A 21,631-nucleotide genomic window follows, 5' to 3' on the forward strand; every position below is an offset into this window, starting at 1 on the left:
TTTCCCCGCGTGGGGAAGACATGGAGCAACAATGTTTACCTTTATCAAAAAAGTTATCAAAACAGGCAATGCTACCGTCGCGTATCCGCTGTCGCCGATGCCGGTCGATAAAAACTTCCGCGGCAAACCGCAGCATAATCCGCAGCAATGTATCGGCTGTGCGGCATGCGTTAATGCGTGCCCGTCGAACGCCCTGACGGTGGAAACCGACCTTGCGAGCGGGGAGCTTGCCTGGCAATTCAATCTGGGGCGCTGCATTTTTTGCGCGCGCTGTGAAGAGGTCTGCCCGACGGCGGCTATTACGCTTTCGCAGGAGTATGAACTGGCGGTCTGGCGCAAGGAGGACTTTTTGCAACAGTCGCGCTTTGAACTGTGCCAGTGCCGGGAGTGCCAGCGGCCTTTCGCGGTGCAAAAAGAGATAGATTACGCCATCGCGCTGCTGGCGCATAACGGCGACACCCGCGCGGAGCAGCGCCGCGCCAGTTTTGAAACCTGCCCGGCGTGCAAACGGCGCAAATGTCTGGTGCCCACCGACAGTATCGATTTGACCCGCCATATGAAGGAGGCCAGCTAATGAACGCGTTTATAGGCCCGCGCGACGGTGACGGGATCCCGGTTCCGCTGACGGTGGAGGAATCCATCGCCAGCATGAAAGCCTCGCTGTTGAAAAAAATCAAACGATCGGCTTATGTCTACCGTGTTGATTGCGGTGGTTGCAATGGCTGTGAAATCGAGATTTTCGCCACGCTTTCGCCGCTTTTCGACGCAGAACGTTTTGGTATCAAGGTGGTTCCTTCCCCGCGCCATGCGGATATCTTACTGTTTACCGGTGCGGTCACCCGCGCGATGCGCTCGCCTGCGCTGCGCGCCTGGCAATCCGCGCCCGATCCCAAAATTTGTATCTCGTACGGCGCGTGCGGCAATAGCGGTGGTATCTTTCACGATCTCTATTGCGTGTGGGGCGGTACCGATAAAATCGTTCCGGTGGATGTTTATATCCCAGGCTGCCCGCCGACGCCTGCTGCCACGCTGTATGGTTTTGCGATGGCGCTCGGGCTGCTGGAGCAAAAAATCCACGCCCGTCTGCCGGGCGAGCAGGACGACCTGCCTGCGGATATTTTACACCCGGCGATGGTGCAGCCGCTGCGCGTCAAAGTGGATCGCACCGCGCGCCGCCTGGCAGGCTATCGCTACGGTCGCCAGATTGCTGACAACTATTTGCAAAAACGCAGCGCGGGCGAGCACGAGGTGATGCGCTGGCTGGCCGAGGAGAACGATCCGCGCCTGAGCGAGATAGTCAGCCATTTGAATCAGGTGGTACAGGAGGCAAAAGTCTGATGAGTGAATCGGTGGTTTTCAGCCAGCTGCGGCGCAAGTTTATTGACGAGAACGATACCGCGCCTGCTCAGGCACAGCAGGTGGTTTATTACAGCCTCGCCATCGGCCATCACCTGGGGATTATTGACTGCCTGGAAACCGCGCTGAGCTGCCCGTGGCAGGACTACCTTGCCTGGATAGCAACGCTCCCGGAAGGCAGCGAGGCGCGGCGCAAGATGGAAGGCGTGCCGCGCTACGGAGAAATTGTTATCGACCATAGCCATCTGGCGCTGCTGGCGAATGCCTTTAACCGCGCGCAGGCGCAGCAAACCGCGCAACAGCAGGCGTGGAGCGCCACGCTGCTTTCGCTGCTGCATGATATCTACCAGGAAAGCGCCATCTATCTGATGGTAAGGAGACTTCGTGACTGATGTGTTGTTGTGCGTGGGGAACAGCATGATGGGGGATGATGGCGCAGGCCCACTGCTGGCAGAGATGTGCGCGGCGAAAATGCCGGGCCGCTGGCTGGTGATTGACGGCGGCAGCGCGCCGGAGAATGACGTCGTGGCGATTCGTGAGCTGCGCCCCGCGCGGTTACTCATCGTCGATGCCACCGATATGGGGCTGGCGCCTGGCGAGGTGCGGGTGATTGACCCGGATGATATCGCCGAGCTTTTTTTAATGACCACGCATAATATGCCGCTGAATTATCTTATCGATCAGATTAAAGAGGATGTCGGGGAGGTGATTTTTCTCGGCATCCAGCCGGATATCGTCGGCTTTTACTACCCGATGACCGAAGCGGTAAAAAGCGCGGTCGGGCGCGTGTATCAGTGCCTGGATAACTGGCAGGGCGACGGCGGGTTCGGCAGGCTCTAAGCGATGCGCCGGAGAACCGGCGCACCCTTTAGCGGCGGCGTTTTTCTGCGTACATCACTTTGCCGCTGTCTTCCAGCATGGCGTGCAGGGAGTCATACTTTTCGCCGCCGTTTTCGATAACACCGTGCGAATAGTTAATGGGAAACTGCTTGTCAGGCGGCTGCTCAAGGGTATCCATTTGGGTTTGCAAAAAAAACAAAAACGCATCCACGCCGCTGGTCGGTGTCTCTTCCAGCAAAACCGCAAACTCACCGCCGCCCAGACGCCCGGCGAGATCCCACTTATTCAGCCCTTTCGTCAGAAAACCGGCAAAGGTTTTCACTACCCGATCGCCTTCCTCTTTACCCAGCAATTCATTGATGGATTTCAGGTTATCGATGCTGAAATAAAGCAGGCTGAACTTTTTTTGCTTCTCTTTTAACCAGGAAAATCGTTTTTCTCCCGAACGGTAAAATCCGCGATTATTAGGCATGCCGGTCAGTTTATCGGTCATCGCCAGGCTGAGGATAAAAAATTCATCTTCGACAATGGCGGCAAAATCGAGCAGGGTATTAATTTCGGCAGAGGAGAAGGGGCGAGGGTAGGTATCAATAATACAAATGGTTCCGGCTATAAAACCGTCCGGCAACCTCACCGGGCAACCGGCGTAAAAACGCACCCACGGCTCGCCGGTGACAAACGGGTTATCCGCAAAGCGTGGATCGGCAAGGGTATCTTTAACGATAAACACCCCCTCTTCGAGGATAGCGTGCGCGCAAAATGACAAATTACGCGGCGACTCCTGCGCATCAAGGCCATTACGGGAGAGCAGCCACTGCCGGTCATGATCGAGCAAACTGATAACGGCGATAGGAACATCAAATGTGGTCTTCGCCATGCGGGTTAATCGGTCGAAACGTTCATCATCCTTTTTATCCAGCAAATCCATCATATACAGTGAACGCAGCCGTTCGTTTTCGTTTACTGGCATGGCCGGAAATATCATATACAACCTCACTGGCAGTCTTCTTCTTTAGTGTAGCCAGTTCCCGGTGAATACGCGCCCTGATTCCGTTATATATCCGCAGGTTGCCAGCGGGGATTGTGACGCGGTTCCAATACTTCTACACTCTGTTTACTTATCACACAGGAGAATGTTCATGTCTCAACCCGCACTTACTTATCGTCTTGGCGACAGGCTGGTTGGTCGTCTGGGGTATGGCGCTATGCAGCTGGCAGGGCCGGGGGTTTTCGGACCACCGGCGGATGAAGCGAAAGCGTTACAGGTGTTACGGGAAGTTGTTGCCGCTGGGGTGCGTCATATTGATACCAGTGATTTTTATGGCCCGCATGTCACCAATAAATTGATTAAGCAGGCGCTTTATCCTTACCCGGATGATTTATGCATCGTGACCAAGGTCGGGGCGCGTCGTGACGATAAAGCCAACTGGCTGCCCGCGTTCAGTGAAGAAGAGCTGACTCGCGCGGTAGAAGATAACCTGCGCAACCTCGGTCTGGATGTGCTGGAGGTCGTCAATCTGCGCGCAATGTTCGATGCGCATGCACCGGCAGAGGGTTCGCTGGAAGCGCCGCTGGAGGTCTTGCTTAAGCTGAAGGAACGCGGGCTGATTCGCCACATCGGTTTGAGTCATGTGACGCCGAAGCAGGTTGCCGACGCGCAAAAAATGACCCCGATTGTTTGCGTGCAGAATCTCTATAACCTGGCGAACCGTCAGGACGATGCGATGATTGATGAGCTGAATAAACAGGGCATCGCCTTTGTGCCGTTCTTCCCGCTCGGCGGGTTTACGCCGTTGCAGTCGGGTGAACTCAATGACGTGGCGCAGGCGTTGGGCGCAACACCGATGCAGGTTGCGCTGGCATGGCTTTTACAGCGCTCGCCGAATATTTTGCTGATCCCCGGTACCTCTTCGCCCCAGCATCTGCACGAAAACCTGGCCAGCGCTGACATCACGTTACCGGCCGATGCGCTGGCGAAATTAAATGCGATAGGCAAGGCGTAACGTTACGCGTGCGGCGCGGTCGATTCCCGGCAGACTAATTCCCCCTGAAAGGTGCGCGGTGCTTGAGGTTGCGCCGCCAGCGCGCTATCCACCGCGTGGTGGATCATTTCATCAATGGGGACATGCACGGTGGTCAGCGATGGGTTGTAATATTTGCCGATCACCGAATCATCAAACCCGGCCAGCGACACCTCTTGCGGAATGCGCAGCCCTGCTTCATGCAGGGCTTTCGCTACGCCAATCGCCATATCATCGTTGGCGGCCAGCACGCAGGTAAACGCAACGTTGCGGGCCAAAAGCGCGCGCCCGGCGTCATAGCCGCTGTCGGTGCTCCAGCTACCCTGCACCACCAGCTCCGCCTGCGGCTCAATGCCCGCCTGGCGCAGGGCAGCGTAATAGCCGCGCAAACGGCTTTCGCCGGTCGGGGAGCCGCCTGCTCCGGCAACAAAAGCAATCCGCCGGTGCCCCAGCCCCAGAAGATAGTTCATCATCATGGCGCTGCTTTGTTGATGATCGATAAACACCGACTGGTTGCGGTGGCGGTTTAAGGCGCGGTTGATAACCACGATCGGCGTCTCGTTTTGCGAAATCAACGCGTCCAGCTCGTCCACGGTCAGGTATTTGGGGTAAATCAAAATCGCTTCACAGCGCAGCGACAGCAGCAGATGGATGGCATCGCGCTCATCCTGCGCGCTGTGTTTGCCATCGGCAAGCACCAGCTGGCGGCGGTGGCTCTCGCTTTGCGTGGCGGCCTGGTAAATCATGCTGGAGAAAAACGGGCCGTTATACAGCCCGTTCGTGATAACCAGACCTATTGAGTTGGTCTTTTTATTGGCAAGATTGCGCGCCAGCTGGTTTGGCCGATAGCCGGTTTGCTCGATGGCCTGAAAAATACGCTCTTTAACCTCTTCGCGGACAAAGACCTTACCGTTTAGCGCGCGCGATACTGTCGCTTTGGAGACCCCAGCAAGCTTTGCGACATCCAGTATCGTTACCATTCATTGACCTCGTTTATTATGCCGGTTGCGCCCCCGGATTCAGCGACATCAGCGGCATACCGGGCGTGACGGTGCCCTGCGACTGGTGGCGGGTCAGCGTAAATTCATCGCTATTAACCACCAGCACTGGGGTCGTCAGGTTGTAGCCTGCCTGCTCAATGCGCGCTTTATCAAACTCCAGAAGCGGCGTACCTGCGCGCACTCTGTCGCCCTCTTTCACCAGCGGCGTGAAAAATTTCCCCTGCAAATTGACCGTATTCAACCCTACGTGAATCAGCAGTTCTGCGCCATTATCACATACCAGACCGATAGCGTGGTGAGAGTCTATCAATGTTGCGACCTGCGCATCACACGGGGCCACCACTTTGCCTTCGTGCGGGATAATCGCAATACCGTCGCCAAGCACTTTGCCCGCGAAGGCGTCGTCGGCAACGCTCTGGAGCGCAATCACTTCGCCTTTGATTGGGCTTAGCATTTGCAAGGTGCCGACGCGAAGCGGCGCGTGCGCTTGTGGCTTCTCCTCTACAGGATCGTCAAAACCGACAAATTGCACCATCAGCACGGTCAGGACTATCGTCGTACCGGCTCCGGCCAGCTCCCCAATAAAGGACATGGGCGCATCAGGGCTGATGGCATTCATCAGCGTAAACATCCCCGGCAGCGCGGCGTAAGCATAATAAAGGCTGCCGAACAGACTGGCGACCACGGCACCAACGGCACCGCCGATACAGCCGCAGATAAAGGGTTTTTTAAAGCGCAGCGTGACGCCGTAAATGGCCGGTTCGGTGATACCGAAGATGGCCGTCACGCCTGCAGACAAAGAGGTGGTTTTAAGCTGTTTGTTGCGGCTTTTGATAAATACGCCGAACACGGCGGCCATTTGACCCATCACCGCCATGGTTTGATACGCCTGGAAGGAGTCATACCCCTGAGTGTCGAAGTTGGCCATGATCACCGGCGTAATTCCCCAGTGCACGCCAAAAATGACGAAGACTTGCCAGAAGCCGCCGATCACTGCCGCAGCCAGCGCCGGTGCGGCGTGGAACAGCGCGTTATAGCCATCGGCGACGCTCAGCGCTGCCCGACTGGTAATCGGGCCAATCACAATCAGGGTGAGGGGAACAATCACCACAAAGCAGACGAGTGGCGTAAACAACGGGCTAACCACTTCCGGCAGCAGCTTCTCGACGCGGCGCTCAAGCCAGGAGAGCGCCCAGACGAGGAATAACGGCGGCAGCACCGATGAGGTATAAACGGTTTCAGCCAGCGGGAAGAAGAGGAATTTGACCTCCTCGCCGGTGGCGATTTTGCCCGCCAGCGCCGTCCACTCCGGGTTTATCAGCGCGCAGCAGCACAGCACGGCGATAAACGGGTTGCATTTAAAATGGCGCGCGGCGGTGATAGCGATAAACACCGGCAGGAAGGCAAACGGCGTCCACGACATAAAATTCAGCACCGCAAAAGTACCGGTGTTTTTGAGCTCCGCATCGGCAAGCCCCAGCAGAATCAACAGGCCCTGCAAAATCCCGGCGGCGGCGAGGATATAAACAATGGGCGCAAAAACGGCAGACATGGTGGCGATAACCGCATCCAGCCAGCGGGTTTTCGCCTGCTGCGCCGCGCCGTCTTTCTCTTTAACCAGCCCGGAAAACGCGGCGAAGACATCGGCGACATGCGTGCCGATCACCACCTGAAATTGACCGCCGCTTTCCACCACGGCAATCACCCCCGGCAGGTTCTGGATAGTGGCCTTTGCCGTGGCGGGCGTTTCATTGAGTACCAGGCGCAGGCGCGTGGCACAGCGGGAGAAGTTACTGATGTTTTCTTCGCCTCCGACTTCGCGGAGGATGTCACTCGCTAACTTATTGTAATCCCTGATGGCTGCCATTTCTTTTACCCTTTTATCTGTGTGACTGAGCAAGAATTTCGCCTTGAAACCGGTTTCATGCTATCCTGGTGAGATAGCCGTGCAACCGGTTTCAGGGAAATTTGCGAGGGGAATCACGCCCCTAATTTTGGCGGGGTAGCATCGCGACTATCACCTGGCGGGGAAAATTGCCCGCGAGCAAAAGGGCTGGCAGCGCCGGGTTATTCAGGGTTTTTGGCGTGGCTGATAAGCGGTGAAGTCCGGTAAAAGTACCAACGTGTGTCGTATCGGCTGGCATCACACCTTGATAAATGAGTGGCCACCGGCTGGCGGCCACCCAGGAAGGGATGTATCAGAGGGTGCCTGTACCGCCATCAGAGCACCAGACCTGCCCGGAGGTAAAGCTGCTTTCTGTAGACGCCATGGTGACATACAGCGGCGCAATCTCCACCGGCTGACCGGGGCGACCCAGCGGGGCGCTGGCACCAAACTGCTGCACTTTTTCCTGCGGCTGCCCGCCGCTGGATTGCAGAGGCGTCCAGTAGGGGCCGGGTGCTATTGCGTTGACGCGGATACCCTGCTCGCTGAGCTGTTGGGCCAGGGATTTGGTGAACGCCACGATGGCCGCTTTGGTCTGGGCATAATCAAGCAGGATAGGGCTTGGTTGATACGCCTGCACCGAGCTGGTATTGATGATGCTGGCGCCGCGCGGCAGGTGTTCAACCGCCGCTCGCGTTATCCAGAACATGGCGTAGACGTTGGTTTTAAACGTCGCATCAAAATCTTCTGTCGTCAGCGTGCGGATAGATTCATTAAACTGCTGGCGTCCGGCGTTATTGACCAGGATATCCAGCCCGCCCAATTGGCTGACTGCGTCTTTTACCAGCTTTTCACAGAACTCCTCAGAGCGGATATCGCCGGGGATGGCGATGGCTTTACGACCTTCGGCTTCAATAAGTTTGATAACTTCTGCCGCGTCAGGCTCTTCTTCCGGCAAATAGTTAATCGCAACATCCGCGCCTTCGCGGGCATAAGCAATGGCGACGGCCCGGCCAATACCGGAATCCCCGCCGGTAATTAGCGCTTTGCGACCGGCAAGGCGACCAGAGCCGAGATAGCTGGTTTCACCATGATCCGGCGGCGGCACCATTTTGCTGGCAAGGCCTGGCGGCTGCTGAGGTTGTTTTTCAAAAGGAGGGGTGGGATAAACCGGTGCTAAAGTGTTTTTCGGTCTTTGCTCAGGCATATTTGCTCCTTTAGATGTTGTCAGACACGTGTTTAAGCCTGGCATAGATGTGAGCGTTGTCACGTTCTACTGCTGCAAAATTGTGCAAACAGACGCGTTACTGCGAGCAGCGCTGGCGCGGAATAAGTCAGTTAACGATAGACCGGCGTGAGGGGAATAATGCCCAGGATTGATTATTGATATCATCGCTGGTGCTAATATTTATAATATATTATTTACTTAACATATAAGTGCGATAATATGCCAGGGAAAATCACTCACCAGCCTCACTCTTATTTGCCGGGTGTCTATGCAAATAACGCTTTATCAATAAATAAACAGCCTTTAAAAAATGCGCTTACTGGCCAGATTATTCACGTCAAACAAACCCATGCTGATTTTCGCGTGCTTAAAAAAGAGCTTTCTCTTTTCCGCGCGGTAAAAGAAAACCCAATGCTGGCAAGCATTGCTAACATTGGTGCGCAAACCAGCCAGACGGCCCGGTTGCACGCGCTTGGCATGGCGGTTACCGTGGTGAGTAATATGGGTGACAGTGGTGTAGCCAAAGAAAAAGCGGATATTCTTTGTGATAAAAATCCGCGCAATCCGTCTGCGGATATTTATTTTGACGGTGCCATAAATAAGCGTGGCCAGGATTTTATTCAAGGTTTTGTTAATAACGAAACACCGCTTGATTCGACTATTTATGCCACGGGGCTGAAAATGGGTACGGAGGTAAAACAATTAGATCCGTTTATGGCGCAGCGCTTTGATGCACTCTGGCGTATTCGTCTTAATCAAATCAGCCAGGCTCCCGACAAAGAATAATTGCAGTTTATCAGGCAGGGCAGTTGCGTAACTGCCCTGCCTGCGCGCGTTAATCCAGATCCGCGCCGTTGCTGGCAATCACTTTTTTATACCACCAGAACGATTTTTTACGCGTGCGCGCCAGGGTGCCGTTGCCGTAGTCATCACGATCGACATAGACAAAACCGTAGCGTTTGCTCATTTCCCCGGTGGAAGCCGCCACCAGATCGATACAACCCCAGGTGGTATAGCCCATGACCGGGATGCCGTCGGCAATCGCGTCGCCCATGGCGCGGATGTGCTCGCGTAAATAACTGATGCGGTAATCGTCTTCTATCTCGCCCGCCGTGTTGAATTCATCTTTCGCACCGAGACCGTTTTCCACTAAAAACAGCGGCTTCTGATAACGGTCATACATCATATTCATGGTGATGCGCAGACCCAGCGGATCGATGCCCCAGCCCCATTCACTGACGCTGATATGCGGGTTACGCAGGGATTTCACGATATTGGCGGCGCTGGTGTTCTGCGCATTCATGTCGGCAGAAGCGCAGCGCGAGGCGTAATAACTGAACGAGACAAAATCCACGGTATTTTTGAGGATCGCGTCGTCACCCGCTTCTTTAACAATCGTGATGCCTTTTTCGCGAAAAACGCGTGCGGAGTAAGCCGGGTAAGCCCCGCGCGCCTGCACATCAATAAAGAACAGATTTTCGCGATCTTTTTCCAGCGCGGCCCACACATCCTCCGGTTTGCAGGAGTACGGATAGAAATTACCGCCCGCCAGCATACAACCGACCTGGTTTTGCGGGTTCACCTCATGGGCAATTTTTGTCGCCAGCGCGCTGGCAATCAGCTCATGGTGCGCCGCCTGGTATTTCACCTGTTCCTGGTTTTCCCCCTCTTCAAACACCAGCCCCGCCCCGGAAAACGGGCTGTGCAGCATGATATTGATTTCATTGAACGTCAGCCAGTATTTCACCAGCCCGTCGAAGGCTTCAAAACAGGTGTGCGCATAGCGGGTAAAAAATTCCACCATCTTGCGGTTACGCCAGGAACCATATTCCGTTACCAGATGCATTGGCACGTCGAAGTGGCACAGCGTCACCAGCGGTTCGATATTGTACTTTTTGCACTCGGCAAACACCGCGCGATAAAACGCGATGCCTTCCGGGTTTGGCGTCAGCTCATCACCTTTCGGGTAGAGGCGGCTCCAGGCAATTGAGGTGCGAAATACCGTAAAGCCCATCTCTGCCATTAGCGCGATATCTTCTTTATAGCGGTGATAAAAATCTATCGCTTCGTGGCTTGGGTAATACTCGTCATCGCGCAGGGCAAAGCGTTTTTCCTGCCCCAGTTTTACCGGCAGGCGGTTCACGCCGTGCGGGATCATATCGACGGTGGTCAGCCCTTTGCCGCCTTCCAGATATCCCCCTTCCGACTGGTTAGCGGCAAGCGCGCCGCCCCATAAAAATCCTTGCGGAAATACTGACATGCATTACCTCGTTATTTTCAGACTCGTACTTCTTTAACAGTGACCGGTTGCGCTGCCGACGCGCTTGCTTTCTCGACCGGAATATCTTCAAAACCCAGCAGCAGCGTCAACACAAACGACAGCACCACGGCCAGTGCCATCACGCCGAACACCCAGACAATCGACATCGGGTTCGCCGGGTCGAAAAACTGCACGCTGGTAAATAGCCCAGGTGCTGCCATTGAGTGGCTGGCCAACCCGGCGATACCGGCAACCGCGCCGCAGATAAACCCGCTAATCAGGCTGGCGATAAGCGGGCGTTTCAGGCGCACCGCCACCCCGTACAGCGCCGGTTCCGAGATCCCGGCGAGGATCGCCGAGGCAGCGGCGGCCATCGCTGTCTGGCGCAACTCCGGGTTTTTCGTTTTCCAGGCGACGGCGAGCGACGAGCCGCCGAGCGACAAATTGGCACCGATTTCCGACGGCATCACCATCCCTTCTTTACCGGTTTCAGCAATGGTCTGGATAATGGTCGGCGTAAAGACGCGGTGCATGCCGGTCATCACCAGAAGCGGCCACAACGCGCCCATAATGGCAACCGAAAGCCAGCCGAGATAGCCGTGAATGGTGTACACCAGCGCTGAAATACCGCTACCGATCCAGATGCCGAGCGGCCCAATCAACACTATCGCCAGCGGCGCGGCAATCAGAACTATTAGCATCGGTTTTAAGAAGTTTTTCGTTACCGCAGGCGTAATGCGATCGACCCAGCGCTCGATATACGACAGGCACCAGGTCATCACCAGCGCCGGGATCACCGTGTAGGTGTACTTCACGGCGGTCACCGGTACCAGCGCAAACTCAACGTGTTCACCCTGCGCGGCTTTCGCCATCAACTCGATAAAACTTGGGTGCACCAGCACGCCTGCGATAGCTATTGCCAGCGACATGTTGGTCTTAAATTTTACGGCAGCAGAAGCGGCAACCATCAGCGGCAGGAAGAAGAAGGCACCATCGCCGATGACCGTCAAAATGGTCAGGGTTGATGAGCCTTTGGGCAGCGCGCCGGACATCTCCAGCACCATCGCCAGCAGTTTGACCATCGAACCGCCGATAATCGCCGGGATCAGCGGTGACATGGTACCGATGAGCGCGTCAAGAATGCCTGCGCCAATGCGGCGTAACGTCAGTTTTTGCGGCGCTTGTTCGGCGGGAGGCTGCATATCCTGCGGCAGCAGGCGGGTGACTTCACGAAATGCCTGCGACACGGTGTTACCGATAATCACCTGGCACTGGTTGTCGTTGCGCACCACGCCCATCACGCCACTGATGGTTTTCAACGTCGGGCTATCAATTTGCGATTCATCTTTCACCACAAAGCGCAGGCGCGTCATGCAGTGCGTCACGGCAGCGATATTGTCAGCGCCGCCAAGCGCGTCCACGACAGCGTGGGCCAGCGCAGCATAATTTTTTGCCATCGAAATTATTATCCTGTCTTATCAGTAAGATACATTTTCACAGCTGCGCCCTGGCGACTATGAAACACAAAATAGGTAACCGGTTCCACAAAATCATGATGAGTTTCTTCGAATGAAACAAGATCTAAAATTAACCAATGTTTTAAAGCGTGATAAAGATCACCAGAGAAGGCAAAAGTTAACTATTCGAATAAACGCAACGGCTGAAGTACACTTTATATGAATATTTTTTCAGGGGTGGGCAGATGGCAACAATGCTGGAAGTGGCAAAGCGGGCAGGGGTGTCGAAAGCGACAGTCTCCCGCGTGCTGACGGGCAAAGGTTATGTGAGCGAAGAGACCAAAGATCGCGTCTTTCAGGCCATTACAGAAAGTGGTTACCGTCCAAACCTGCTGGCGCGCAGCCTGGCGTCCAGTAAAACCCAGACTCTGGGACTGGTGGTGACCAACACCCTCTACCACGGTGTCTATTTTAGCGAGCTGCTGGCGCACGCGGCGCGAATGACCGAAGACAAAGGGCGGCAGTTATTATTAGCCGATGGTAAACACAGCGCGGAACAAGAACGCGAAGCGATTCAATATTTGCTCGATCTGCGTTGCGATGCGTTAATTATTTATCCACGCTTTTTAAGCGTCGATGAAATGGATGAAATTATTGAAAAGCATCCACAGCCGATTATTGTGCTGAACCGTCGTTTACGTAAAAACAGTAGCCACTGTGTATTTTCCGATCAAAAATCCACCAGCTTTCAGGCGGTGTCGCAATTAATTGCCCGTGGTCATCGGGATATTGCTTTTATTACCGGCTCTCTGGATTCGCCAACGGGTGTCGAACGCCTGGCGGGCTATAAAGATGCGCTGACGCAGCACGGCATTGCGCTGCGCAGTAATTTGATTGTCGAAGGAAAATGGACACCGATAAGCGGATCCTTAGGCGTGCAGGAGTTATTATCACGCAAGGTGTCGTTTAGCGCGTTAGTCGCCAGTAATGATGACATGGCCATTGGCGCAATTAAGCAACTGCACGCCAGCAAAATAGCGGTGCCGCAGCAGGTCTCTATTATTGGCTTCGACGATATTCCGATGGCGCCTTTTACCGTACCGGCATTATCCAGCATCAGAATTCCGGTAACTGAAATGATTAAAGAGACCATCAACCGCTTAATTTTTATGCTCGACGGCGGCGAGTTTAAATATCAACAGACCTTTGCTGGCGAATTAATTTCCCGCGAATCGCTCATTGACGGTCCTTACCGTTAATCTCGACAGCTGTCATCGACACTTCTGCCGATGACAGCATCTCTTTATTTATTTCTCATTAATTTTCAATCAATTAAATTTTGGCACGTTTTGTGAATACTTCAGCAGGATAAACCTTTGCTGGAGGAGTTTATGAACCGATTTATGATGGCTGATGCCACAAAATGTATTGGCTGTCGCACCTGTGAGGTCGCCTGCGTGGTGTCCCATCAGGAAGATCAGGACTGCGCGGCGCTGACGCCCCAGGCTTTTCTGCCCCGTATCCATGTCATCAAAGGTGTCAATGTGTCGACGGCAGCCATCTGCCGTCAATGCGAAGACGCCCCCTGCGCTAACGTCTGCCCGAATAATGCTATCAGCCGCGACAAAGGCTTTGTGCATGTTTCACAGGAGCGCTGCATTGGGTGTAAAACCTGCGTCGTGGCGTGCCCCTACGGCGCGATGGAAGTGGTGGTGCGCCCGGTTATTCGCCACAGCGGTATGGGGCTGAGCGTACGGGCGGAAAAGGCCGAAGCGAACAAGTGCGACCTGTGCTATCACCGCGAAACCGGCCCGGCCTGTATGGAGGTTTGCCCGACGAAAGCGCTGGTGTGCGTCGACAGGGATTTGCTTGAACAGATGAATGTCGAGAAACGGCGGCGCGCAGCGCTGGACAGTTCTTTGTCATTGAGATTCTAATCCATCCCAATTTCACTTTTAACAGGTCTGTTACTGATGAAAAAAATAACGAGTGTTTGCCCTTATTGCGGCGCGGGCTGCAAACTGAAACTGGTGGTCGATAACGGTAAAATCATCCGCGCGGAAGCGGCCGACGGCCAGACTAACCAGAACGAATTATGCCTGAAAGGCTACTACGGTTGGGACTTTCTCAATGATACCAAACTCCTGACGCCGCGCCTGACCCAGCCGATGATCCGCTATGAGAAAGGCGGCAAACTTACCCCGGTCTCCTGGGAAGAAGCGATTCGTTATACCGCAAAACGGCTTAGCGAAATCAAACAGCAATTTGGCCCGCGCGCCATTATGACCACCGGTTCGTCACGCGGTACGGGCAACGAAACCAACTATGTGATGCAGAAATTTGCCCGCGGCGTGCTGCATACCAATAACGTCGACTGCTGCGCGCGCGTCTGCCACGGCCCCTCGGTTGCCGGGTTGCAGGAGACCCTCGGCAACGGCGCGATGAGCAACTCCATCAACGATATCGAAAACTCCAGCTGCCTGTTGGTGTTCGGTTACAACTGTGCCGACTCGCATCCTATTGTTGCCAGAAGAGTGATAAAAGCGCGGCAAAAAGGTGCCAAAATTATCGTCTGCGATCCCCGGCGGATCGAAACCGCGCGCATCGCCGATCAGCATCTGCAACTGAATAATGGCTGCAATATGGCGCTGGTGAATGCGTTTGGCTATGTGCTGCTGGAAGAGGAGCTTTATGACAAGGATTATGTCGCACGCAACACCAGCGGGCTGGACGCCTACCGGGAAACGGTCAAAGATTATGCGCCCGAAGCGGTAGAGCATATCACCGGCGTGCCCGCAAGCCAGGTGCGCCAGGCGATGCGCACGTTTGCCGCCGCGCCATCGGCCACCATTATGTGGGGGATGGGCGTGACACAATTCGGCCAGGCGGTGGATGTCGTCAAAGGTCTTTCAAGTCTTGTTTTATTAACCGGTAATCTCGGGCGTGAGAACGTGGGCGTTGGCCCGGTGCGCGGGCAGAACAATGTGCAGGGTGCCTGTGATATGGGCGTTATCCCCAACCAGTTTCCTGGCTATCAGAATGTGACGGATGCAAAGGTGCGGGAAAAATTCGCCCGCGCGTGGGGCATCGACGCCGCGTTGATGGATGACAAAGTTGGCGTGCGCATCACCGAAGTCCCGCACCTGGCGCTGGAAGGCAAAGTGAAGGCTTACTACATCATGGGTGAAGATCCGTTGCAGACCGAAGCGGATCTGGGCCTGGTACGTAAAGGTTTTGCCGCGCTTGATTTTATTGTGGTGCAGGACATCTTTATGACCAAAACCGCCGAGCAGGCGGATGTGCTGCTGCCCGCCACGTCGTGGGGCGAGCACGGCGGTGTCTTTACCTGTGCCGATCGCGGCTTTCAGCGTTTTGAAAAAGCCATCGAGCCGCAGTACAACGTCAAGCGCGACTGGGAAATCATCAGCCTGATTGCCCGCGAGATGGGCTACCCAATGCAGTACGACAACAACCAGCAAATCTGGGATGAGCTGCGCGAGCTGTGCCCGCTGTTCTACGGCGTGACATACGAAAAAATGGGCGATATGGGCCATGTTCAGTGGCCATGCCCGACGCTGGAACACCCCGGCACGCCGTATCTCTATCAGAACAGCCGGTTCGATACGCCGGACGGCAAAGGCCATCTGTTTGCCGCTCCCTGGCGAGCGCCTGCGGAGCTGACCGATGCGCAATACCCGCTGATACTCAGCACGGTGCGCGAGGTCGGGCACTACTCCTGTCGCTCAATGACCGGCAACTGTGCGGCGCTCCAGACGCTCGCCGATGAGCCGGGCTTTGTGCAGATCCACCCGGCGGATGCCGAAGCGCTTGGCGTGCAGGACCGACAGCTTGTCTGGGTGGAGTCGCGTCGCGGCAAAGTCATTACGCGTGCTGATGTGAACGCCCGCATTAATAAAGGCAGCGTCTATATGACCTACCAGTGGTGGATCGGTGCCTGTAATGAGCTGACGCAGGATAACCTCGACCCGATATCAAAAACCCCGGAAACCAAATATTGCGCGGTTCGGCTGAGTGCGATCAACGATCAGGCGTGGGCGGAGGCGTACACTCAGACCACGTATCAACAGATGAAGAGTCGTTTGCGTGACGCAGCCATGCAATAACAGCAACGGTGTTAGCCTGCGCGTGTGCGGGAAGGTGCAAGGGGTGGGATTCCGCCCCTTTGTCTGGCAACTGGCGCAGCAACTTCGCCGCAAAGGTGACGTATGTAATGATGGCCAGGGTGTGGAGATCCGCCTGCTGGGTGATGCGCAGGATTTTTTGCACCGTCTTCGCGCCCAGTGCCCGCCGCTGGCGCGTATCGACAGCATCACCGCGACGCCTTTTAGCTGGCACAGCCCGCCGCAAACGTTCACCATCCGCCACAGCGCGGGCGGGGCAATGAATACGCAAATTGTCCCCGATGCGGCAACCTGCCCGGCGTGCCTTGCGGAGATGAACACGCCCGGCGAGCGTCGCTACCGCTACCCCTTCATTAATTGTACCCATTGCGGGCCGCGCTTCACCATTATCAACGCCATGCCCTATGACCGCCCCTTTACCGTGATGGCCGCGTTCCCGCTCTGCCCGGACTGCGAGGCCGAGTACCGCAACCCTTATGACCGGCGCTTCCACGCCCAGCCGGTGGCCTGCCCGGTATGCGGCCCACAGCTTGCATGGCGCAAGGATACGCAACAAGCCGCCGGGGAAGAGGCGTTGCAGGCGGCGATTGCGCTGCTAAAAGAGGGGGGCATCGTCGCGGTAAAAGGCATCGGTGGGTTTCACCTTGCCTGCGATGCGGGGAACGCGGCGGCGGTGCAACGGCTTCGGTCGCGCAAACATCGCCCGGCAAAACCGCTGGCGGTGATGCTCCCAGGCACGGCGGGTTTGAGTGAGAAAGCGCAACGGTTATTAAGCTCGCCTGCCGCGCCCATTGTGCTGGTGGGCAAGTCGCGCGTACATGGTCTGTGCGAGGCCATAGCACCAGGGCTGGACGAAGTCGGCGTGATGCTGCCCGCCAACCCGCTCCAGCATCTGCTGGCACAGGCGCTGCAACGCCCGCTGGTGATGACCTCCGGCAATCTCAGCGGTAAGCCGCCCGCCATCACCAATGCGCAGGCAACCGCCGAACTGGCGGAAATTGCCGACGGTTTTTTGCTGCATAACCGTGACATTGTGCAGCGAATGGACGACTCAGTTGTGCGCGAAGATGGCGAGATGCTGCGCCGCTCGCGCGGGTATGTCCCGGATGCGCTGGCGCTCCCGCCGGGGTTTGCGGATATCCCGGCGCTGCTGTGCCTCGGCGCGGAGCTGAAAAACACCTTTTGCCTGCTGCGGGGTAACAGCGCGGTGCCGGGGGCGCATTTTGGCGATTTAAGCGATGAGGGCGTGGAAAACCAGTGGCGCCAGGCGCTGGGCCTGATGCAGTCCATCTATGATTTTACCCCGCAGTACGTGGTCGTTGATGCTCACCCTGGCTATTGCACAAATCAGTGGGCGCAGCGTTACGGTTTACCGGTACAAACGGTGCTGCACCATCATGCTCACGCCGTGGCATGCCTGGGCGAGCACGGATGGCCGCTGGCGGGCGGCGATGTGATAGCCGTTGTGCTTGACGGGATCGGTATGGGCGAGGGCGGCGCGTTATGGGGCGGCGAATGCCTGCGGGTGAATTACCGCGAGTGCGAGCATCTTGGCGGGCTCCCGGCGGTGGCGCTGCCTGGCGGCGATCTGGCGGCCCGGCAGCCGTGGCGCAATTTGCTCGCGCAGATGCTGGCGTTTGTGCCGGACTGGCAGCACTCTGCACAAACCGCCACGCTTTTGCAGCAGACCCCGCTTTTACAGCAGACTACGCTTTTACAGCAGAACTATGCCGTGCTGGCGCGCGCCATAGAGCGTGGTATTAATTCACCGCTGGCCTCCTCTTGCGGGCGTTTATTTGACGCGGTGGCCTGCGCGCTGGGGTGCGCGCCGCTGCAACAAAGTTATGAGGGCGAAGCCGCCTGTTGGCTGGAGGCGCTTGCCGCGAGCAGCCAGGGCGTCACTCACCCGGTTACGCTGCCCGTGTGTGGGCGCACACTTGATCTGGCGACGTTCTGGCAGCAGTGGCTCGGCTGGCAGGCCAGCCCGGCGCAGCGTGCGTGGGCGTTTCATGATGCGCTCGCCGCCGGTTTTGCCGCGCTGGCGCGCGAGCACGCCCAGAAACAGGGCATCACAACGCTGGTTTTCAGCGGCGGCGTGCTGCATAACCGCTTGCTAAAACAGCGCCTGCGCGTGCATTTGCCAGACTTCAGGCTGTTATTTCCTCAGCAGCTACCGGCAGGGGATGGCGCCATTGCGTTTGGTCAGGGGCTGGTCGCCGCTGCGCGGCTAATACGCTAGCGCTTCCGGCAGGGTAAAAGGTGCCTGCTCAGCACAAAATCGCGCAGTTTTCCCTCGCGCCTGGTGGTGGTGCATACCGGAGGTAAAGCCAGGATGTTGTGTATTTTATAAGCAATGACATTCACTGGATTTTTTGTTTCTTCGTGACTTCCTTGTCGCCAGCCAGATGCTTTACCATACTTGCACCTGGCTGAATTCGTTTATTTGGATGTCCCATGTTGAAGCGTTGTTACGCAGCGTTATTGCCTGCGTTTGTTATGCTCTGTGCCTGTAGCAGTAAACCCCCGCATGCGCAAACCTCACAGACCGTATCGCCCGCACCTTCCGGCGGCTTTCTGCTCGAACCGCAGCACAATGTGTTGATGACCAGCGGAGACTTCGCCAACAACCCGGCAGCGGAACGATTTATCGACGAAATGGTGAGTAAGCACGGCTTCGATCGCCAGCAACTGCATGAAATCCTCTCCCAGGCTAAGCGTCTGGATTATGTATTACGCCTGATGGATAGGCAGGCACCCACCACGGCGGCTCCCCCCGGGCCAAACGGCGCCTGGCTGCGCTACCGTAAGCAATTTATCACCCCGGATAATGTGCAAAATGGCGTCGGGTTCTGGAATCAATATGAAGATGCGCTCAATCGCGCATGGTTAGTTTATGGCGTACCGCCGGAAATCATTGTCGGTATTATCGGTGTGGAAACGCGCTGGGGCCGGATCATGGGGAAAACCCGTATTCTTGACGCGCTGGCGACGCTGGCGTTCAACTACCCGCGTCGCGCACAGTACTTTGCCGGTGAGCTGGAAACTTTCTTGCTAATGGCGCGTGATGAGCGCGACGACCCGCTCGAGTTGAAAGGCTCCTTCGCTGGCGCGATGGGGTACGGCCAGTTTATGCCGTCTTCCTATAAAGAGTTCGCTGTGGATTTCAACGGCGATGGGCACATTAACTTGTGGGACCCGGTAGACGCGATTGGCAGCGTGGCGAACTATTTCAAACAGCATGGTTGGGTGAAAGGCGATCTGGTGGCGGTACCGGCCAACGGCCAGGCCGCCGGGATGGCCAACGGTTTTAAAACCAATTACAGCATCGGCCAACTGGCGGCGGCGGGCCTGACGCCACAGCAGCCGTTGGGCAATCATCAACAGGCCAGCCTGTTGCGCCTTGATATCGGTACCGGGTACGAGTACTGGTACGGTTTGCCTAATTTTTACACCATCACCCGCTACAACCACAGCACCCATTACGCAATGGCTGTCTGGCAGCTTGGTCAGGCTGTTTCGCTGGCGCGTATTCGCTAAGCATTCCCCTCCTGCGGGAGGGGGCAACATCGCGCTCTTTGCTCGCCTGGCTCATGGTTTTACTCATGACGTTGAAAATACCCTGTGCCGGGCGCATATCGACTCAACCGGTGTTCTCGCTTTTTTTTCGGAAGCTGCCTCGTAAATTCCTTATTCCGTCTCCCTCTTTTTGTGGAAAGTGTTATCTTTTGCGACACGGTTTTGGGGGGAGCTACCATGACAGATAATGAATTAATGCAGCTGAGTGAGCGCATCGGGCGTGCGCTAAAAGCCCAGGGCGCGACGCTAACGACTGCGGAGTCCTGCACCGGCGGTTGGGTCTCAAAGGTCATCACTGATGTTGCCGGCAGTTCTGCCTGGTTTGAGCGCGCCTTTGTGACATACAGCAATGAAGCGAAAGCGCAGATGATAGGCGTCAAGCCCGCCACGCTTGAGGCGCACGGCGCAGTCAGTGAACCGGTGGTGGTCGAAATGGCTATCGGCGCGCTGAAAGCCGCGCGTGCGGACTACGCTATCTCTATTAGCGGTATTGCCGGGCCGGATGGCGGCAGCGAGGAGAAACCTGTCGGCACAGTCTGGTTCGGTTTTGCCTGCGCCAATGGGCAGGGTATCACGCAGCGCGAGTGTTTTACCGGTTCGCGTGACGAGGTGCGTCGGCAGGCAACGAGCCGGGCATTGCAAATCTTGTGGCAACATTTTCTACAAAATACTTGATACTGTATGACCATACAGTATAATTGCCTCAACAGAATATAAATCAGTCGGAGCGCAACGCGCTTCACTCTGCATGACAGGAGTAATAATGGCTATCGACGAAAACAAACAAAAGGCGCTTGCGGCCGCACTGGGTCAGATCGAAAAGCAATTCGGTAAAGGCTCCATCATGCGTCTGGGTGAAGACCGCTCCATGGACGTGGAAACTATCTCTACCGGTTCGCTTTCTCTGGATATCGCCCTGGGCGCAGGCGGTCTGCCGATGGGCCGTATCGTCGAAATCTACGGGCCGGAGTCCTCCGGTAAAACGACGCTGACCCTGCAGGTTATTGCCGCCGCGCAGCGCGAAGGCAAAACCTGTGCGTTTATCGATGCGGAACACGCATTGGACCCAATCTATGCCCGCAAGCTGGGTGTTGATATCGACAATCTGCTCTGTTCCCAGCCGGACACCGGTGAGCAGGCGCTGGAAATCTGTGATGCGCTGGCGCGCTCCGGTGCGGTTGACGTACTGGTTGTTGACTCCGTGGCTGCTCTGACGCCAAAAGCGGAAATCGAAGGCGAAATCGGTGACTCTCACATGGGCCTCGCGGCACGTATGATGAGCCAGGCGATGCGTAAACTGGCGGGCAACCTGAAGCAGTCCAACACGCTGCTTATCTTTATCAACCAGATTCGTATGAAGATTGGCGTGATGTTCGGTAACCCGGAAACCACCACCGGTGGTAACGCGCTGAAATTCTATGCCTCCGTGCGCCTTGATATCCGCCGTATCGGTGCGGTGAAAGAGGGTGATAACGTGGTTGGTAGCGAGACCCGCGTAAAAGTGGTGAAAAACAAAATCGCTGCGCCGTTCAAACAAGCTGAATTCCAGATTCTCTACGGTGAAGGTATCAACTTCTATGGTGAGCTGGTTGACCTTGGCGTAAAAGAGAAGCTTATTGAAAAAGCGGGCGCCTGGTATAGCTACAACGGCGACAAAATTGGCCAGGGTAAAGCGAATGCAACATCCTGGATGAAAGAAAACCCGGCTGCGGCGAAAGAGATCGAGAAAAAACTGCGTGAAATTCTGCTCAGTAACCAGAATTCCGCAGCTGAGTTCACGGTCGATGACGGCGGCGAAGGCGTCGAAGAAACCAAAGAAGATTTCTGATAATCTGAACAATGACCAAGGGCTGCTGATGCAGCCC

At 55.9% G+C, this 21,631-nt stretch carries 19 protein-coding genes; 13 read left to right on the top strand and 6 right to left on the bottom strand.

The annotated features are described in order from the left end of the window. Positions 1–31: 31 nt before the first annotated feature. The 4 genes from ACTU3N_RS04625 to hycI are packed head-to-tail and all read left to right on the top strand — an operon-like array spanning position 32 to position 2,196. Positions 32–574 carry a formate hydrogenlyase complex iron-sulfur subunit gene (locus tag ACTU3N_RS04625; RefSeq protein WP_443084965.1) on the top strand — a complete coding sequence of 181 codons (543 nt, stop codon included), beginning with the start codon at positions 32–34 and terminating at the stop codon, positions 572–574. Continuing rightward, entirely contained in the window at positions 574–1,338 is a 765-nt protein-coding gene (locus ACTU3N_RS04630; RefSeq protein WP_443084966.1) for an NADH-quinone oxidoreductase subunit B family protein, read from the top strand. The genes ACTU3N_RS04625 and ACTU3N_RS04630 overlap by 1 nt, the downstream gene beginning before the upstream one ends. Next, the gene (locus ACTU3N_RS04635) at positions 1,338–1,748 is read left to right on the top strand and encodes a formate hydrogenlyase maturation HycH family protein (protein ID WP_443084967.1); all 411 of its coding nucleotides are present in this window, start codon (positions 1,338–1,340) and stop codon (positions 1,746–1,748) included. Before ACTU3N_RS04630 ends, ACTU3N_RS04635 begins: the two co-directional genes overlap by 1 nt. Then, entirely contained in the window at positions 1,741–2,196 is a 456-nt protein-coding gene (hycI, locus tag ACTU3N_RS04640; protein WP_443084968.1) for a hydrogenase maturation peptidase HycI, read from the top strand. The genes ACTU3N_RS04635 and hycI overlap by 8 nt, the downstream gene beginning before the upstream one ends. A 28-nt stretch (positions 2,197–2,224) precedes the next feature. Here the strand turns inward: hycI and ACTU3N_RS04645 are convergent, their stop codons facing one another. Beyond that, a complete protein-coding gene (locus ACTU3N_RS04645; RefSeq protein WP_443084969.1) occupies positions 2,225–3,166 on the bottom strand; it encodes a sensor domain-containing diguanylate cyclase in 942 nt (313 codons plus the stop codon). Positions 3,167–3,335: 169 nt separating this feature from the next. Between ACTU3N_RS04645 and ACTU3N_RS04650 the strand changes: the two genes are divergently transcribed. Then, positions 3,336–4,199 carry an aldo/keto reductase family oxidoreductase gene (locus tag ACTU3N_RS04650; RefSeq protein WP_443084970.1) on the top strand — a complete coding sequence of 288 codons (864 nt, stop codon included), beginning with the start codon at positions 3,336–3,338 and terminating at the stop codon, positions 4,197–4,199. Positions 4,200–4,201: 2 nt separating this feature from the next. Here the strand turns inward: ACTU3N_RS04650 and ACTU3N_RS04655 are convergent, their stop codons facing one another. From ACTU3N_RS04655 to ACTU3N_RS04665, 3 genes are all read right to left on the bottom strand, one after another. Beyond that, complete coding sequence (locus tag ACTU3N_RS04655; protein WP_443084971.1) at positions 4,202–5,197, bottom strand: LacI family DNA-binding transcriptional regulator; 996 nt, start codon at positions 5,195–5,197, stop codon at positions 4,202–4,204. A gap of 16 nt (positions 5,198–5,213) precedes the next feature. Next, positions 5,214–7,085, bottom strand: coding sequence for a beta-glucoside-specific PTS transporter subunit IIABC (locus ACTU3N_RS04660; RefSeq protein ID WP_443084972.1), 1,872 nt, complete (start codon positions 7,083–7,085; stop codon positions 5,214–5,216). Positions 7,086–7,416: 331 nt separating this feature from the next. Next, positions 7,417–8,310, bottom strand: a complete 894-nt coding sequence (locus ACTU3N_RS04665; RefSeq protein WP_443084973.1) for an SDR family oxidoreductase — start codon at positions 8,308–8,310, stop codon at positions 7,417–7,419. Between the two features lie 384 nt (positions 8,311–8,694). On the opposite strand from ACTU3N_RS04665, the gene ACTU3N_RS04670 reads away from it, so the two are divergent. Continuing rightward, complete coding sequence (locus tag ACTU3N_RS04670) at positions 8,695–9,117, top strand: hypothetical protein (RefSeq protein WP_443084974.1); 423 nt, start codon at positions 8,695–8,697, stop codon at positions 9,115–9,117. Between the two features lie 49 nt (positions 9,118–9,166). On the opposite strand, the gene ACTU3N_RS04675 is transcribed toward ACTU3N_RS04670, so the two are convergent. Beyond that, the gene (locus ACTU3N_RS04675; protein WP_443084975.1) at positions 9,167–10,591 is read right to left on the bottom strand and encodes a 6-phospho-beta-glucosidase; all 1,425 of its coding nucleotides are present in this window, start codon (positions 10,589–10,591) and stop codon (positions 9,167–9,169) included. A gap of 17 nt (positions 10,592–10,608) precedes the next feature. After that, positions 10,609–12,048 carry a PTS cellobiose/arbutin/salicin transporter subunit IIBC gene (gene ascF, locus ACTU3N_RS04680; RefSeq protein ID WP_443084976.1) on the bottom strand — a complete coding sequence of 480 codons (1,440 nt, stop codon included), beginning with the start codon at positions 12,046–12,048 and terminating at the stop codon, positions 10,609–10,611. A 245-nt stretch (positions 12,049–12,293) separates the two neighbouring features. Between ascF and ACTU3N_RS04685 the strand changes: the two genes are divergently transcribed. The 7 genes from ACTU3N_RS04685 to recA all read left to right on the top strand — a co-directional run bounded on the left by ACTU3N_RS04685 (position 12,294) and on the right by recA (position 21,594). Further along, positions 12,294–13,307: a LacI family DNA-binding transcriptional regulator gene (locus ACTU3N_RS04685; protein WP_443084977.1), complete on the top strand. Its 1,014-nt coding sequence runs from the start codon at positions 12,294–12,296 to the stop codon at positions 13,305–13,307. A gap of 132 nt (positions 13,308–13,439) precedes the next feature. Next, the gene (gene hydN / locus ACTU3N_RS04690; RefSeq protein WP_443084978.1) at positions 13,440–13,985 is read left to right on the top strand and encodes an electron transport protein HydN; all 546 of its coding nucleotides are present in this window, start codon (positions 13,440–13,442) and stop codon (positions 13,983–13,985) included. Positions 13,986–14,021: 36 nt separating this feature from the next. Continuing rightward, positions 14,022–16,172, top strand: a complete 2,151-nt coding sequence (fdhF, locus tag ACTU3N_RS04695; protein ID WP_443084979.1) for a formate dehydrogenase subunit alpha — start codon at positions 14,022–14,024, stop codon at positions 16,170–16,172. Beyond that, the gene (gene hypF, locus ACTU3N_RS04700; RefSeq protein ID WP_443084980.1) at positions 16,153–18,429 is read left to right on the top strand and encodes a carbamoyltransferase HypF; all 2,277 of its coding nucleotides are present in this window, start codon (positions 16,153–16,155) and stop codon (positions 18,427–18,429) included. Before fdhF ends, hypF begins: the two co-directional genes overlap by 20 nt. Positions 18,430–18,644: 215 nt before the next feature. Then, entirely contained in the window at positions 18,645–19,727 is a 1,083-nt protein-coding gene (mltB, locus tag ACTU3N_RS04705; protein ID WP_443084981.1) for a lytic murein transglycosylase B, read from the top strand. Positions 19,728–19,943: 216 nt separating this feature from the next. After that, positions 19,944–20,441, top strand: a complete 498-nt coding sequence (pncC, locus tag ACTU3N_RS04710; RefSeq protein WP_443084982.1) for a nicotinamide-nucleotide amidase — start codon at positions 19,944–19,946, stop codon at positions 20,439–20,441. Between the two features lie 94 nt (positions 20,442–20,535). After that, positions 20,536–21,594 carry a recombinase RecA gene (gene recA / locus ACTU3N_RS04715; RefSeq protein ID WP_443085101.1) on the top strand — a complete coding sequence of 353 codons (1,059 nt, stop codon included), beginning with the start codon at positions 20,536–20,538 and terminating at the stop codon, positions 21,592–21,594. Positions 21,595–21,631: the final 37 nt, after the last annotated feature.

Source organism: Vagococcus sp. WN89Y, assembly GCF_052220145.1.
Taxonomy (GTDB): Bacteria; Pseudomonadota; Gammaproteobacteria; order Enterobacterales; family Enterobacteriaceae; genus Kosakonia.